The sequence below is a fragment of the Curtobacterium sp. 22159 genome (assembly GCF_052045775.1).
GTDB lineage: Bacteria > Actinomycetota > Actinomycetes > Actinomycetales > Microbacteriaceae > Curtobacterium.
In genome coordinates this window covers 15217-30892 of the sequence record NZ_JBQEPN010000010.1, presented here as the reverse complement: position 1 = coordinate 30892, position 15676 = coordinate 15217, and the positions used below count along the sequence as shown (strand labels likewise).

At 71.0% G+C, this 15676-nt stretch carries 15 protein-coding genes; 14 read left to right on the top strand and 1 reads right to left on the bottom strand.

The window, feature by feature from the left end:
- The first annotated feature begins 51 nt into the window (after window positions 1–51).
- The 7 genes from ftsZ (at window position 52) to ACTJKO_RS12395 (ending at window position 5384) form a co-directional block, all read left to right on the top strand.
- Complete coding sequence (ftsZ, locus tag ACTJKO_RS12425) at window positions 52–1218, top strand: cell division protein FtsZ (protein ID WP_440689123.1); 1167 nt, start codon at window positions 52–54, stop codon at window positions 1216–1218.
- 7 nt (window positions 1219–1225) lie between these two features.
- Window positions 1226–1951: a YggS family pyridoxal phosphate-dependent enzyme gene (locus tag ACTJKO_RS12420; RefSeq protein ID WP_440689121.1), complete on the top strand. Its 726-nt coding sequence runs from the start codon at window positions 1226–1228 to the stop codon at window positions 1949–1951.
- Between the two features lie 44 nt (window positions 1952–1995).
- Complete coding sequence (locus ACTJKO_RS12415; protein WP_440689119.1) at window positions 1996–2568, top strand: cell division protein SepF; 573 nt, start codon at window positions 1996–1998, stop codon at window positions 2566–2568.
- Window positions 2569–2639: 71 nt separating this feature from the next.
- A complete protein-coding gene (locus ACTJKO_RS12410; RefSeq protein ID WP_440689117.1) occupies window positions 2640–2927 on the top strand; it encodes a YggT family protein in 288 nt (95 codons plus the stop codon).
- A gap of 185 nt (window positions 2928–3112) precedes the next feature.
- The gene (locus tag ACTJKO_RS12405) at window positions 3113–3796 is read left to right on the top strand and encodes a DivIVA domain-containing protein (protein ID WP_440689115.1); all 684 of its coding nucleotides are present in this window, start codon (window positions 3113–3115) and stop codon (window positions 3794–3796) included.
- Between the two features lie 2 nt (window positions 3797–3798).
- Entirely contained in the window at window positions 3799–4464 is a 666-nt protein-coding gene (gene lspA / locus ACTJKO_RS12400) for a signal peptidase II (protein ID WP_440689113.1), read from the top strand.
- Complete coding sequence (locus ACTJKO_RS12395) at window positions 4461–5384, top strand: RluA family pseudouridine synthase (protein ID WP_440689111.1); 924 nt, start codon at window positions 4461–4463, stop codon at window positions 5382–5384. Before lspA ends, ACTJKO_RS12395 begins: the two co-directional genes overlap by 4 nt.
- Window positions 5385–5603: 219 nt before the next feature.
- Here the strand turns inward: ACTJKO_RS12395 and ACTJKO_RS12390 are convergent, their stop codons facing one another.
- On the bottom strand, window positions 5604–7016 hold the full coding sequence (locus ACTJKO_RS12390; RefSeq protein ID WP_440689109.1) for an MDR family MFS transporter: 1413 nt from the start codon (window positions 7014–7016) through the stop codon (window positions 5604–5606).
- Between the two features lie 68 nt (window positions 7017–7084).
- On the opposite strand from ACTJKO_RS12390, the gene ACTJKO_RS12385 reads away from it, so the two are divergent.
- From ACTJKO_RS12385 to ACTJKO_RS12355, 7 genes are all read left to right on the top strand, one after another.
- Window positions 7085–7663 (top strand): TetR/AcrR family transcriptional regulator, encoded by a 579-nt coding sequence (locus tag ACTJKO_RS12385; protein WP_440689107.1) that lies wholly within the window; start codon window positions 7085–7087, stop codon window positions 7661–7663.
- 142 nt (window positions 7664–7805) lie between these two features.
- Window positions 7806–11291 carry a DNA polymerase III subunit alpha gene (gene dnaE / locus ACTJKO_RS12380; RefSeq protein ID WP_440689360.1) on the top strand — a complete coding sequence of 1162 codons (3486 nt, stop codon included), beginning with the start codon at window positions 7806–7808 and terminating at the stop codon, window positions 11289–11291.
- Between the two features lie 14 nt (window positions 11292–11305).
- Window positions 11306–11653: a DUF2200 domain-containing protein gene (locus ACTJKO_RS12375; protein ID WP_440689105.1), complete on the top strand. Its 348-nt coding sequence runs from the start codon at window positions 11306–11308 to the stop codon at window positions 11651–11653.
- Window positions 11650–12474, top strand: a complete 825-nt coding sequence (locus ACTJKO_RS12370) for a hypothetical protein (protein ID WP_440689103.1) — start codon at window positions 11650–11652, stop codon at window positions 12472–12474. The genes ACTJKO_RS12375 and ACTJKO_RS12370 overlap by 4 nt, the downstream gene beginning before the upstream one ends.
- 106 nt (window positions 12475–12580) lie before the next feature.
- Entirely contained in the window at window positions 12581–13888 is a 1308-nt protein-coding gene (gene hisD / locus ACTJKO_RS12365; protein WP_440689101.1) for a histidinol dehydrogenase, read from the top strand.
- A gap of 12 nt (window positions 13889–13900) precedes the next feature.
- On the top strand, window positions 13901–14395 hold the full coding sequence (nrdR, locus tag ACTJKO_RS12360) for a transcriptional regulator NrdR (protein ID WP_440689099.1): 495 nt from the start codon (window positions 13901–13903) through the stop codon (window positions 14393–14395).
- Window positions 14392–15468 (top strand): quinone-dependent dihydroorotate dehydrogenase, encoded by a 1077-nt coding sequence (locus ACTJKO_RS12355; RefSeq protein ID WP_440689097.1) that lies wholly within the window; start codon window positions 14392–14394, stop codon window positions 15466–15468. Before nrdR ends, ACTJKO_RS12355 begins: the two co-directional genes overlap by 4 nt.
- Window positions 15469–15676 lie beyond the last annotated feature (208 nt).

The following is a 15676-nucleotide window of genomic DNA, read 5'->3' as shown; positions in this document are numbered from 1 at the left end:
GCCCCTGAACTTCAAGTAGAGGTTGAGGGTTCGACCGGAGGCCCGACTGACGTGACCACGAACCACAACTACCTCGCCGTCATCAAGGTCGTCGGTGTCGGCGGCGGCGGCGTGAACGCCGTGAACCGCATGATCGAACTCGGACTCCGCGGTGTCGAGTTCATCGCCATCAACACCGACGCGCAGGCACTGCTGCTGAGCGACGCCGACGTCAAGCTCGACGTGGGTCGTGAGATCACCCGCGGGCTCGGCGCCGGAGCCGACCCCGAGGTCGGTCGTCGCGCCGCCGAGGACCACGCGGAGGAGATCGAGGAAGCCCTCGCCGGCGCCGACATGGTCTTCGTCACCGCCGGTGAAGGTGGCGGTACCGGCACGGGTGGTGCGCCCGTCGTCGCGCGCATCGCGAAGTCGATCGGCGCCCTCACCATCGGCGTCGTCACGAAGCCGTTCAGCTTCGAGGGCAAGCGCCGTCAGTCCCAGGCCGAGAACGGCGTCGCGTCCCTCAAGGACGAGGTCGACACGCTCATCGTCGTGCCGAACGACCGCCTGCTCGAGATCAGCGACCGCGGCATCTCCATGGTCGAGGCGTTCGCCACCGCCGACCAGGTGCTGCTCGCCGGCGTGCAGGGCATCACCGACCTCATCACCACCCCGGGCCTGATCAACCTCGACTTCGCGGACGTGAAGAGCGTCATGCAGGGTGCGGGTTCAGCGCTCATGGGCATCGGCTCCTCGCGCGGGGCGGACCGGGCGATCAAGGCGGCCGAGCTGGCCGTCGCGAGCCCGCTCCTCGAGGCCTCGATCGACGGCGCGCACGGTGTGCTGCTCTCGATCCAGGGTGGGTCGAACCTCGGCATCTTCGAGATCAACGACGCCGCACGCCTCGTGCAGGAAGCCGTCCACCCCGAGGCCAACATCATCTTCGGTGCCGTGATCGACGACACCCTCGGCGACGAGGTCCGGGTGACCGTCATCGCCGCGGGTTTCGACGGCGGCGAGCCGACCTCGCAGCAGAAGGAACGCCGCTCGAGCTGGGTCGACCCCGAGGCCGGCGCGACGGTCCCGGTCGCCTCGGCGGGCACCGGTGCCATCGAGGACTCGCACGCCTCCGCTCCGTCGTGGGCGTCGCACGAACACGAGGCTCCTGCCCAGCGTGCTGCCGACCCGGCGTTCGACGATGACGACGACGAGCTCGACGTCCCCGACTTCCTGAAGTAACGCGCCGGTGGCAAGCGATCCGCGCCTCCCGTCCATCCCGTCCCAGGACGGCGGACTGGAGGCGCGTCTCGCGTCCGTCCGGTCCGGCATCGCGGACGCGGCGCGGGCCGCAGGGCGCGGTGCGGACGAGTTGACCCTGGTCGTCGTCACGAAGTTCCACCCGGCGCAGCTCGTCCGGGACCTCGCGGCACTCGGTGTCACCGACGTGGGGGAGAACCGTCACCAGGAGGCGCAGGCCAAGGCCGCCGAACTCGCCGACCTGTCGTTGACCTGGCACTTCGTCGGGCAGCTGCAGTCGAAGAAGGCCCGGCAGGTCCGCCGGTACGCGCACGTGGTCCAGTCGCTCGACCGCGCGTCCGTGGTCCACGCCTTCGCACCGACGGAGGCCGAGCCGGAGCCGCCGGTCATCGACGGCTTCGTGCAGGTCAACCTGACGGACGACCCGGGCCGCGGCGGCGTGCGCCCGGACGACGTCGAGGCCATGGCGGAGCGCGTCCTCGCGACCGGCACCATCCGGCTGCGGGGCGTCATGGCGGTCGCGCCGCTCGACGAGGAACCGCGTGCCGCGTTCGCCCGGCTCCGGTCCGTCTCCGACCGGGTCGTGGCCCTCGAGCCGACCGCGACCGACATCTCGGCCGGCATGAGCGGCGACTACGCCGAGGCCGTGCTCGAGGGTGCGACACACCTCCGGATCGGGACCGCAATCACCGGAAATCGCCCGGTCGCGCCCTAGCCTCGTTCCAAGGGCATCCACGAGCAGACACCTCCGGAGGAACCATGGCCAACCCGCTGAAGAAGACGATGGTCTACCTGGGCCTCGCCGACGAGGAACTCGAGTACGAGGACGAGCAGCCGCAGCAGCAGCCGGCTCGTCAGCAGTCCGCTCCGGCACCCGCCCCTGCTCCCGCGCCGGCCCCGGCCGCGCAGGAGACGCCCGCGCCCGCCGCGGCACCGGTGGCGCCCGTCGCGACCGAGACCAAGACGCACACCCACCAGCGCGGCGCCCAGGTCACCCCGCTCCGCCGCTCGCACACGACCGCACAGAAGGCAGCACCGGTCCAGGAAATGAACGAGATCCTCACCGTCCACCCGCGCGAGTACAAGGACGCCCAGTCCATCGCCGAGAGCTTCCGCGACGGCATCCCCGTCATCATCAACCTCTCGCAGATGACCGAGGCGGACGCCCGCCGCATGATCGACTTCGCCTCGGGGCTGTCGCTCGGCCTGTACGGCAAGATCGAGCGCGTCACCAACAAGGTCTTCCTGCTCTCGCCCGCCCACGTCGCCGTGAGCGGTGAGGCGCCTGAGGTAGAGTCCGACATCGAGGCGTCCTTCTTCGCCCAGTCCTGAGTCCCTCAGGCCCACCCGCCCCGTGAGCGTCGTCACGTGACGACGTCCACCCGAGCCGAGCGAGCCCCAACGTGTCCGCGATCTTCACGATCCTGTACTTCCTCCTGCTGCTCTACTTCTTCGTGATGTGGGGCCGGTTCGCGCTCGACATCGTGCAGGCGTACAACCGGTCGTGGCGTCCCACCGGCGGCCTGCTCGTGGTGTCCGAGATCGTCTACACCGTGACCGATCCGCCGATCCGGGCCGTCCGCCGGGCGCTCCCGCCGCTGCGGATGGGGCCGGTCGCGCTCGACTTCGGATGGACGATCGTGATGCTCGTGGTGATCATCGCGATGACGGTCGTCCGGTACTTCGTCTAGGTCGCGGTCAGCCGCGACACGCGCCACGCCCAGGGCATGGTCACGGTTCCCGGTCGCCGTCGGTGTACGGTGGTCGGGATCGATGCCCGCTCCGGCGCGGCATCCGCACCGTCCGGCGCGACTGGTACATTCGGTCGCGACGGAGACGGTTCCACACGTTCAGCAGTTCTATTGAGGTGACGGCAATGGCTTTGACGCCGGAAGACGTAGTCAACAAGCGGTTCCAGCCGACGAAGTTCCGCGAGGGCTACGACCAGGACGAGGTCGACGACTTCCTCGACGAGGTCGTGGTCGAGCTGCGTCGCCTGACCGCGGAGAACGACGAGCTCCGTCAGCGCCTGCAGGCCGCTGAATCGGCTCCGAAGCCGGCCCAGGCCGAGCAGTCCGCGCCGACGCCCGAGCCCGAGCCGGAGCCCGCCCCCGTGGCAGCGGCCCCCGAGCCCGCCCCGGTCGCCGCCGCAGCGCCGGCCACCACGGTCCCCGCGGACGAGGACACCGAGGGCACCACGAACCTCCTCACGCTCGCTCGTCGCCTCCACGAGGAGCACGTGCGCGAAGGCATCGAGAAGCGCGACGCCCTCATCGCCGAGGGCACCGCGCAGGCCGCCCGCCTCGTGTCCGAGGCCGAGGCCAAGCAGCGCCAGATCATCGCCGACACCGAGAACACGAACCGTCAGCGTGTCGCGGTGCTCGAGCAGGAGCAGCGCCAGCTCGAGGGCAAGATCGACGAGCTCCGCACGTTCGAGCGTGACTACCGCGCCCAGCTGAAGAGCTACATCCAGGGTCAGCTCGCTGAGCTGGACGGCTCGGGCTCCGAGCAGTCCGGTCTCACCCCGGCGCCGGCTTCGGCGCAGGGCTTCGGCAACTGACGTTGTCGCGACCAGCATCACGAGCGAAGGTCAGTGTCCGCGCGATCGCGGCACTGGCCTTCGCCGCTGTCGTCGTGGTGGCGCTCGACCAGGGTGTGAAGGCCCTCGTCGTGGCGCACCTGCCGTACGGCACGCCCGTCCGCGTGCTCGGCGACGCCCTGCAGTTCATCTACGTCCGGAACCCCGGCGCCGCGTTCTCGTTCGCGGTGAACATGACGTGGGTGTTCTCGATCGTGTCGACGGCCGTGGTGGTGGCGATCATCGTCTTCGCACGGCGGATCCGCTCGATGTGGTGGGCGCTCGTGCTCGGCATGCTCCTGGGGGGCGCGCTGGGCAACCTGCTCGACCGGCTCTTCCGTGAGCCCGGCTTCGGGCGCGGGCACGTGGTGGACTTCATCTCCACGCCCTGGATGATGCCGGCGATCTACAACATCGCCGACTCGTTCATCTGCGTCAGCATGGTGATCTTCGTCCTGCTCGTGATCTTCGGCGTCAACCTCGACGGTTCGCGTGCCCTGTCCGCGAAGCAGCAGCGCGCCGCCGAGGCCGCGGCCGGCCCGTCCACCGGCGCCTCCCTGCCGGACGAGCACCGCGCCTCCCGGACCCCGGCCGACGACCCGCGCGCTCCGCGGGACGGACGCGACCCGCTCGGGCACGACGCGACGTGACCGAGAGCCGTTCCCTGCCCGTCCCCGACGGGCTCGCCGGTGAGCGCGTGGACGCCGCCATCGCCAAGCTCCTCGGGTTCAGCCGTTCGTTCGCGGCGGACGTCGTGGCCGCGGGCGGTGTCCGGGTCGACGGCGCCGTCGTCGACAAGTCCGACCGGCTGCACGCCGACTCGTGGCTCGAGGTCGAGTGGACCCCGAAGGAGGCCCCGCGCATCGTCCCCGTCGCGGTGCCCGGCATGACGGTCGTGCACGACGACGAGGACATCGTCGTCGTGGACAAGCCGGTCGGGGTCGCGGCGCACCCCTCGCCCGGGTGGGACGGCCCGACGGTCCCGGGCGGACTCGCGGCCGCGGGCTTCACCATCGCCACGTCCGGCGCCGCCGAGCGCGCCGGCATCGTGCACCGGCTCGACGTGGGCACCTCGGGGCTGATGGTCGTCGCGAAGACGGAGCTCGCGTACACGCACCTCAAGCGCGCGTTCAAGGAGCGCACGGTCGACAAGGTCTACCACGCCCTCGCGCAGGGCCACCCGGACCCGACCTCCGGCACGATCGACGCGCCGATCGGTCGGCACCCCTCCAGCGACTGGAAGTTCGCGGTCACGGCGGACGGCAAGCCGAGCGTCACGCACTACGAGACGCTCGAGGCGTTCCGCTCGGCGACGCTGCTCGAGGTCCACCTCGAGACCGGCCGCACGCACCAGATCCGCGTGCACATGGCGGCCACACGACACCCGCTCGTAGGCGACACGATGTACGGCGCGGACCCGGTGCTCGCGAACGAGCTCGGTCTGACGCGGCAGTGGCTCGACGCGGTGCGGCTCGGGTTCGAGCACCCGCGCACCGGCGAGTGGGTGGAGTTCCGGGCCGCGTACCCGGACGACCTGCAGCTCGCGCTGGACCGCATCCGCGCCGCGTAGCGGTGCCGGGCCAGGGCCGGCCCCGGGCGCGCCCGTACACCGCGCGTGCCCGTCGCCCCGTCCGTCGAGTGTGCGGCGAACGTCACACTCGCGGCCGCGCAGCGGCACGTCCTGCCCGTTGGCGGACTCGCACACGGCGGGTCCTGCCCACTCGTGGCGGACGGGAGGCGCGGTGCGTCGCCGCCCCGCGCCTCCCGTCCGCCGTCCGCGACCGCGCGATCAGCGGGAGGCCGCCCGCACCGGCTCGGCAGCGCTGGGAGCGCCGGCCGACGGCTCGGGCCGTCGGCCGGGGAGGAGCGCCGCCATCGCCGTCGCGAACGCCGTGATGCCGATCGCCCACCAGAAGGCCTGCTGGAACGCGCCGGCAGGGTCGCTCCCGGCTGCTGCACCGGCCAGCACGACCGCGAGGACGGCGGTGCCGAACGCTCCGCCGAGCTGCTGCGCCAGGCGCGTGATCGTGCTCGCGTGCGGCATCTCGCGGCGCTCCAGTCCGACGAAGCCCACGGCCATCACCGGGATCATCACCGCGCCGAGACCCAGACCGCGGACCACCAGGACGAGCCCGATCCACCACGGGCTCGTGGAGCCGTCCGCGAAGGCGAACGGGACGGTCGCCAGGAGCACGACCCCGAACCCGACGATCGCGACCGAGCGGGCGCCGATCCGGTCGGTGAGCCGTCCGGCCAGTGACCGGCTCAGCAGCGACCCGACGCCCTGCGGGATGAGCAGGAGTCCCGCGCCGAGCGCGTCCGAGCCCCGCAGGTCCTGGAAGGACAGCGGGAGGAGCAGCATGCCGCCGTAGAGCGCAGCGCCCATCAAGAACATCAGGGTGGCCGCAGCGGCGAGCGGACGGTGCCGGAGCAGAGCGACGTCGACGAGGGCGTCACCACGCCGGCGTGTGCCCCGGAGGGCGAACGCGACGAGGAGCAGGACGCCCGCGACGAGCGGCACCCAGACATCGGGCCGGGCGAAGCCGTCCGTGCGGCTCGCGTTGCTCAGGCCGAACAGGACACCGACGACGGCGGGGGACAGGAGCACCAGGCCGACGGTGTCGAGGCGGGCGGTGCCGGTCGGCCCGTCGGCGGGGATGAACCGCCACGCGAGCAGCAGCCCCGCCGCGGCGAACGGCACGTTCACCCAGAACAGCCACGGCCAACTGCCGGCCCCGAGGATCACACCGCCGATGACGGGCCCGAGGATCGGCCCGAGCGCGGTGGGGAGCGATGCGATCGACATGAGCTTCCCGACGTCCCGTCCGCCGGCGGCCTGCATGAGCAACGTCGTCAGCAACGGCATCATCGCGCCGGCTCCGATGCCCTGGACGACTCGGAAGACGATGAGGCTCGTGACGTCCCACGCGAGGGAGCAGAGGACACTGCCGACGAGGAAGACGACGAGCGAGGCCATCCAGAGCCGTCGTCCGCCGATCCGGTCCTGCAGCCAGCCGACGAGCGGCACGGTGACGCCCATCGCGAGGAGGTAGCCGGTGCTGATCCACTGGACGGTGTCGACGCTGGCGTGCAGGTCCCGCCCGAGGGTGTGCAGGGCGACGCTGACGATGGTCGAGTCGAACAGCGGCGCCATCGCGCCGACGACGAGGGCGATGGCGAGTCTGGTGGTGTTCCGGTCCACGGTGCTCCTTGGATACGTGCTCGTTTCTTAACGAGCACGACCGTAGCTCCAGCGGTTAAGATACGCAAGTGGATCTTGTGAAGACGCGCCGACGCGGCGCGGAACTCGAGGAGGCGCTGCTCGACGCCGCCTGGACCGAGCTGCAGGAGGTCGGGTACCCGGCGCTCACGTACGAGGGGGTGGCGGCCCGGGCGGGGACCTCGAAGCCCGTGCTGTACCGTCGCTGGCCCGCGAAGGTGGACCTCGTCCTGGCGGCGCTGCAGCACGGAGGGCTGTTCGCACGGCGCGAGCTCGTCGACACCGGGTCGCTCCGCGGGGACGTCCTGCGGGCGCTGCGGGACTTCAACGCCTTCCGATCCGGCTTCATGGCCGCGATCAGCGTCTACATGGCGAGCATCAACGCCGAGACCGGGCTGTCGCCGGCCGACCTGCGGGAGCGCCTGCTCGGCGGGCGCTCCACCATCGGCCGCGTGATGCTCGAACGGGCCGTGGCACGCGGGGAGATCCCCGCCCGGGACTGGCCGGACGGCGTCGCCTCGCTCCCGTCGGACCTCGTGCGGCACGACCTCGTGATGTCGCTCAAGGCGCTGCCGGACCGGCGCATCGTCGAGATCGTCGACGACATCTGGCTGCCGCTCGTGCGCTGAGCGGGACGACGCGCTCGACGCGCCCGGGAATGTGGGTGGGCGCGGTTAGGCTGTTCCCACCCTGCAGCAGCTCCTTCGAACCGGAGGTTCCGTGTCGGATTCCGACTCCTTCGTCCACCTGCACGTGCACAGCGAGTACTCGATGCTCGACGGCGCCGCCAGGCTCGGCGACCTCGTGGCCGAGACGGCCGCACAGGGCATGCCGGCCGTGGCGGTGACCGACCACGGCAACATGTTCGGCGCGTTCGAGTTCTGGAAGGCCGCGAAGGCCGGCGGCGTGAAACCGATCATCGGGACAGAGGCGTACATCACGCCCCGCACGCACCGCTCGGACAAGACCCGCGTGCGCTGGGGTGACGGCGGCGGCGACGACGTCTCCGGTTCGGGTGCCTACACCCACATGACGATGTTCGCCGAGAACACCACGGGCATGCACAACCTGTTCCGGTTGTCCTCGCGTGCGTCGATCGAGGGCTACTACTTCAAGCCCCGCATGGACATCGAACTGCTCGAGCAGTACCACGAGGGCATCATCGCGACGACCGGGTGTCCCTCCGGCGAGATCCAGACCCGTCTCCGCCTGGGCCAGTACGAGGAAGCCCGGCAGGCAGCGGCGGACTACCGCGACATCTTCGGCAAGGAGAACTACTTCGCCGAGGTGATGGACCACGGGCTCGAGATCGAGCGGCGGATCATGAGCGACCTCATCCGCCTCGCGAAGGACCTCGACATCCCGCTCGTCGGCACGAACGACCTGCACTACACGCACTCGCACGACGCCAAGTCGCACGCGGCACTGCTCTGCGTCCAGTCCGGCTCCACGCTGAACGACCCGAACCGCTTCAAGTTCGACGCCGACGAGTTCTACCTCAAGACACCGCAGCAGATGCGGCACGTCTTCCGCGACAACCCGGAAGCCTGCGACAACACGCTGCTCATCGCCGAACGGTGCAACGTCGAGTTCGACACCGCGGCGAACTACATGCCGAAGTTCCCCGTCCCCGAGGGCGAGACCGAGCACTCCTGGTTCGAGAAGGAGGTCGTGAAGGGGCTGCAGTACCGCTACCCGGACGGCATCCCCGCCGAGGTGCAGGAGCGCGCCGACTACGAGGTCGGCATCATCAACCAGATGGGGTTCCCGGGGTACTTCCTCGTCGTCGCGGACTTCATCAACTGGTCGAAGAACAACGGGATCCGCGTCGGGCCCGGCCGTGGCTCCGGTGCCGGCTCGATGGTGGCGTACGCGATGCGCATCACCGACCTCGACCCGATCCGGCACGGCCTGATCTTCGAGCGCTTCCTCAACCCCGACCGCGTCTCGATGCCCGACTTCGACGTCGACTTCGACGACCGGCGCCGCGGTGAGGCGATCAAGTACGTCACCGAGAAGTACGGATCCGAGCGCGTCGCGCAGATCGTCACGTACGGCACGATCAAGGCGAAGCAGGCGCTCAAGGACTCCTCGCGCGTCCTCGGCTTCCCGTTCGGCATGGGCGAGAAGCTCACCAAGGCGATGCCGCCGCCCGTGATGGGCAAGGACATCCCGCTCACCGGGATCTTCGACAAGGACCACCCCCGCTACAAGGAAGCCGTCGACGTCCGCACGGTCGTCGAGACCGACCCCGAGGCGAAGACGGTCTTCGACACCGCGCTCGGACTCGAAGGGCTGAAGCGCCAGTGGGGCGTGCACGCGGCCGGCGTCATCATGTCGAGCGACCCGCTGATCGACATCATCCCGATCATGAAGCGGGAGCAGGACGGCCAGATCGTCACGCAGTTCGACTACCCGGCAGCGGAGTCGCTCGGCCTGATCAAGATGGACTTCCTGGGCCTGCGGAACCTCACGATCATCAGTGACGCCCTCGACAACATCAAGTCGAACCGGGGGATCGAGCTCGACCTCGAGACCATGGGGCTCGAGGACCCCGAGGCGTACGCGCTCCTGCAGCGCGGCGACACGCTCGGCGTCTTCCAGCTGGACGGCGGCCCGATGCGCGGTCTGCTCCGGCTCATGAAGCCGGACAACTTCGAGGACATCTCGGCGCTCATCGCCCTGTACCGACCGGGGCCGATGGGTGCGAACTCGCACACGAACTACGCCCTCCGCAAGAACGGCGAGCAGGCGATCACGCCGATCCACCCGGAGCTCGCCGAGCCGCTCGCGGACATCCTGGACCAGACCTACGGTCTGATCATCTACCAGGAGCAGGTCATGGCCATCGCGCAGAAGGTCGCCGGGTTCTCGCTCGGTCAGGCGGACATCCTCCGTCGCGCGATGGGCAAGAAGAAGAAGTCCGAGCTGGACAAGCAGTACGCCGGCTTCGAGCAGGGCATGAAGGACAACGGGTACTCCGACGCGGCGATCAAGACGCTGTGGGACATCCTGCTGCCGTTCTCCGACTACGCGTTCAACAAGGCGCACTCCGCCGCGTACGGCGTGGTGTCGTTCTGGACGGCCTACCTCAAGGCGCACTACCCGGCCGAGTACATGGCGGCGCTGCTGACGAGCGTCGGCGACGCCCGCGACAAGCTCGCCCTGTACCTCAACGAGTGCCGCCGCATGGGCATCAAGGTCATGCCGCCGGACGTCAACGAGTCGATCGGGTTCTTCGCGGCCGTCGGGGACGACATCCGCTTCGGCATGGGCGCGATCCGGAACGTCGGCTTCAACGTCGTCGACGACATCGTGCAGGCCCGCACCGAGAAGGGCGCGTTCGAGTCCTTCCACGACTTCCTCCGCAAGATCCCGATCTCCTCCGCGAACAAGCGCACGGTGGAGTCGCTCATCAAGGCCGGTGCGTTCGACGAGTTCGGTGACACCCGCCGGGCACTTGTCGAGATCCACGAATCTGCCGTCGAAGGTGCGGTGAAGGTCAAGCGCGACGAAGCCCACGGCAACGTCGGGTTCGACTTCGACTCGCTCTTCGCCGAGGTCGCCGAGGAGTCCCCGGCAGCAGCGGCCGCGGTGTCGCAGGTGCCGGACCGCCCGGAGTGGTCGAAGCGCGACAAGCTCGCGTTCGAGCGCGACATGCTCGGCCTGTACGTGTCCGACCACCCGCTGGCCGGTCTCGAGATCGAGCTCGCGAAGCACCAGTCGATCACCATCGCCGACCTCCTCGCCGCCGACGACTCGGTGGAGGGCGAGACGGTCACGGTCGCCGGGCTCCTGACGAGCGTGCAGCACCGCGTCGCGAAGTCGAGCGGCAACCCGTACGGCATCGTCCAGATCGAGGACTTCGGCGGCGAGATCGGCGTCATGTTCCTCGGCAAGACCTACCAGGAGTTCGGGCCGTCCCTCGTGGCCGACTCGATCGTGGTCCTGCGTGGGCGGGTCAACGTCCGCGACGACGGCAAGGCACTGCACGCCGTGAGCATGTTCCAGCCGAACGTCGGCGACGCCATGGGTTCGGGCCCGCTGACGCTCAGCCTGCCCGAGCGGCAGGCGACGACGTCGACGGTGACCGAGCTCGCCGCCGTCCTCAGCCGGCACCAGGGCGAGACCGAGGTCCGGCTCCGCTTGCTCAAGGACGACGTCGCGCGCACGTTCGAGCTGCCGTTCCCGGTGAACCTGACGCCCGACCTGTTCGGCGAGCTGAAGAGCCTTCTCGGGCCGCGCTGCCTGGTCTGACGACGGAGCACCCGGTGGGACACCGCATCTTCGACACCCCGTTCGCGTCGGTCTACCCGGCGTACGTCGCCAAGGTCGAGCGCAAGGGCCGGACCCGCGCGGAACTGGACGAGGTCGTCGCGTGGCTCACGGGGTTCGACGACGCGACGCTCGCCCGGCACCTCGCCGCGGGGACGACCTTCCGCGACTTCTTCGCCGCCGCGACCCTGAACCCCGGCGCCTCCGGCATCACCGGGGTGGTGTGCGGGGTCCGGGTGGAGGACGTCGAGGACCCCCTCATGCAGCGGATCCGGTACCTGGACAAGCTCGTCGACGAACTCGCGAAGGGCCGGCCCATGAAGAAGGTGCTCCGGAGCACGTGACCGACGGCGAACCGGGACCCGAGGTCCTGCGGGCCTTCGGGGTCGGGGACCGGACGGCCGAGCGCCTCCCCGGCGGCCGGGGGCTGACCTGGCGGGCGGGCGACGTGGTGTTCCGTCCGCACGACGGGCCCGCGGTGACGGACTGGCGAGCGGACGTCCTCGCCGCGCTCCGACACACCCCGGAGTTCCGGTCGCCCCGACCCGTCGCGGCGGCCGACGGGAGCTGGCGTGCGGGGGAGTGGGAGGCGTGGGAGTGGGTCGCCGGTGCCGCCGACGAGACCCGCGTCGAGGACGTGATCCTCGCCGGGGCAGCATTCCACCGCGCGGTCGCGCACATCGAACGCCCCCCGTTCCTCGATCCCGCTGCCGACGCGCGGGCCGGCTCCGGTGTGGAGGACGACCCGTGGCGCCGCGCGGACAGCATGGCCTGGGGTGAGACGCCGCTGCCGCGCGACCGGGTGCTCGACCGTCTCGGCGCCGCGTTCCGCCCGGTGCGTTCGCCGTCCCAGCTCGTGCACGGCGACCTGCTCGGCAACGTCCTCTTCCAGGACGGGCACGCGCCCGCCGTGATCGACTGGCCGCCCTCCTGGCGTCCCGCAGGCTCCGGAGCAGCGATCGCCGCCGTCGACGCGGTGTGCTGGCACGGCACCCCCGTCCGACGGCTCGGCGCGCTCGGCGTGGTCGCGGGCGCGGACCCTTCCGAGTGGCACCAGTTGCTCATCCGTGCGCTCGTGTTCCGCATCGCGACGCTGCACCTGCTCGGCGCCTGGGACAGCGGCGACGCCGAACGTCACCGCCCGGTGGTCGAGGCGCTCGTCTGAGGGACGACCGATCCACAGGAGGACCGTGCTCGTCGTCGCTGTCGAGCCGGCCTCCCTGCGCACGGCGACCGTCCGCTGGGCCTCGCTCGGTAGGCTGGGGCACCTGATGATGCAGCGAATCGACCTCCGTGGCGGACTGCCCGCCCGCGCCGAACTCCTCCGACTCATGCCCCGCGCCGCCGGCGACGTCTCGCACGCGGCCGAGGCCGCTCGCGAGCTCGTCGAAGCGGTCCGGACGCACGGTACGTCGGCGCTGCACGACCAGGCGGAACGCTTCGACGGGGGAGCGCCGGAGCACGTCCGAGTACCCGCCGCCGAGATCGCCGCCGCCGTCGCCGGGCTCACCCCCGCGCTCCGGACCGCGCTCGACGAAGCGATCCGCCGCGTCCGGGCAGCGAGCGCCGCCCAGGTGCCCGCAGCATCGGTCACGACCCTCGCGGACGGTGCCGAGGTGCACCAGCGGTGGCAGCCCATGCGACGGGTCGGTCTGTACGTCCCGGGTGGCAAGGCCGTGTACCCGTCGAGCGTCGTCATGAACGTCGTGCCCGCACAGGTCGCCGGCGTCGGGTCGATCGCGCTCGTGTCACCGCCGCAGCGGGACCACGGCGGAGCGGTGCACCCGACGATCCTGGCCGCGGCCGGGCTGCTCGGCATCGACGAGGTCTACGCCATGGGGGGCGCCGGTGCGATCGGTGCGCTCGCGTACGGCGTCCCGGAGATCGGCCTCGAGCCGGTCGACCTCGTCACCGGGCCGGGCAACAACTACGTCGCCGCGGCGAAGCGCCTCGTGCGTGGGGTCGTCGGCATCGACGCCGAGGCCGGTGCCACCGAGATCCTCGTCATCGCCGACGACACGGCCGACGCCGGGTACGTCGCCGCCGACCTGATCAGCCAGGCCGAGCACGACGAACAGGCCGGCAGCGTCCTGGTGACCACGTCCGCGACGTTCGCCGACGCGGTGGAAGCCGCCATCCCGGAGCGGACGGCCGTCCTGGGGACCGCTGCGCGCCTCCAGGCCGCCCTGGACGGACCGCAGTCCGCGATCGTGCTCGTGGACTCGCTCGCCGATGCGGCCACCGTGAGCAATGCGTACGGGCCCGAGCACCTCGAGATCCAGACCGCGGACGACGACGCCGTGCTCGCCCTGGTCGACGCCGCCGGTGCGGTGTTCGTCGGGCCGAGCACGCCGGTGAGCCTCGGTGACTACCTGGCCGGGTCGAACCACGTGCTGCCCACCGGTGGACAGGCGCGGTTCGGCTCCGGGCTGTCCGCCTCGACCTTCCTGCGACCGCAGCAGGTCATCCGGTACTCGCCGGACGCGCTCGCCGCGGTCGCGCCGCACATCGTCGCGCTCTCGACCGAGGAACAGCTCCCCGCGCACGGAGCCGCCGTGACGGAACGCACGAACCGGTAGCCTGGGGACGCCATGTTCTGCCCCTTCTGCCGCCACCCGGACTCCCGCGTCGTCGACTCACGGACGAGCGACGACGGAACCTCCATCCGTCGCCGCCGCCAGTGCCCGAACTGCGGGCGCCGCTTCTCGACCACCGAGACCGCCTCGCTCAACGTGGTGAAGCGGAACGGGGTGACCGAGCCGTTCAGCCGCGACAAGATCGTGTCCGGGGTGCGCAAGGCGTGCCAGGGGCGCCCCGTGACGGACGGCGACCTGGCGATCCTGGCGCAGCGCGTCGAGGAGACCGTGCGGTCGTCGGGCTCCAGCCAGATCGACGCGAACGACATCGGCCTCGCGATCCTCGACCCCCTGCGCGAGCTGGACGAGGTCGCGTTCCTGCGCTTCGCGAGCGTCTACCAGGCGTTCGACTCGCTCGAGGACTTCGAGGACGCCATCACCCAGCTCCGCATCGACCACCACGGGGTCGACGGCTCCGGCGCCACCACCCCGGCCGGGGCCGGCGCGTGAGCGGGGTCGCCGAGCGCATCGTCCGCGGCGGGTACGCCGTCGTCTTCCGTTCCGTGTTCGCGAACATGGAACCCGAGCGGGCGCACCACATCGCGTTCGCGGTGATCAAGGCCCTGCCGCACGTCCCGATCGTCGGACGACTGGTCGAGCGGTACTCGCGCCCCTCGGCCCTCGACGGCGTGACCACGATGGGCATCCACTTCCCGTCGCGGTTCGGCCTCGCAGCCGGGTTCGACAAGGACGCCCGGGGGATCGGCGGCCTCGGCCTGCTCGGCTTCGGACACGTCGAGGTCGGCACGATCACCGCCAAGCCGCAGCCCGGCAACGAGCGCCCGAGGCTCTTCCGGCTCATCCCGGACCGCGCGCTCATCAACCGGATGGGCTTCAACAACCACGGTGCGGCCGCGGCAGCCCGACGCCTGGAACGCGCCCGGCGCAACCCGGGCCGACCGGTCATCGGCGTCAACATCGGCAAGAGCCGGGTCGTCGACGTCGCCGACGCCGTGGACGACTACCTTGAGTCCACCCAGCGGCTCGCGCCCTTCGCGGACTACCTGGCCGTGAACGTCAGCTCGCCGAACACCCCCGGACTGCGCGGCCTGCAGGAGCTCGACCAACTCCGGCCGCTGCTGTCCGCCGTCCGCGACGCCGCGGGGAAGGTACCGGTGCTCGTGAAGATCGCCCCGGACCTCACCGACGAGCAGATCGACGCGATCGCCGAGCTCGCGGTCTCGCTCGGCCTCTCGGGCATCATCGCGAACAACACGACGATCTCGCGGTCCGGCCTGACCACCCCTCCGGACGAGGTCTCCGCGATGGGTGCCGGCGGTCTCTCCGGAGCACCCCTGGCAGCGCGGTCGCTCGACGTCCTGCGCCGGGTGCGGGCAGCCGTGCCGTCGGACTTCTGCGTGATCGCGGTCGGGGGCGTCACGAGTGAGCAGGACGTGCAGGACCGGATCGACGCGGGGGCGACGCTCGTGCAGGGGTACACGGCGTTCCTCTACGAGGGGCCGACCTGGGCGACCCGGATCAACCGGTTGCGTCGGCGGCGGTTGCGGCGCGCCGCGCGCTGACGGGCGCGGGGGCGGCGCGGGGCGGGCGGGCTCGCGAGATCGCACTTTCTGGCGCTCTCGGCGTTCCTGAGCGGCACGAAGTGCACTCTCGGCACACGACGCGCGGCGTGTCGTGCAACCTCGGCGACGGCGCCACCGCTCGGCGCCGCCACAGCCGCCACCGCCCGGCCCCGGCGCCGCCCGCCCCCCCCGCAACGACGAAGCGCCG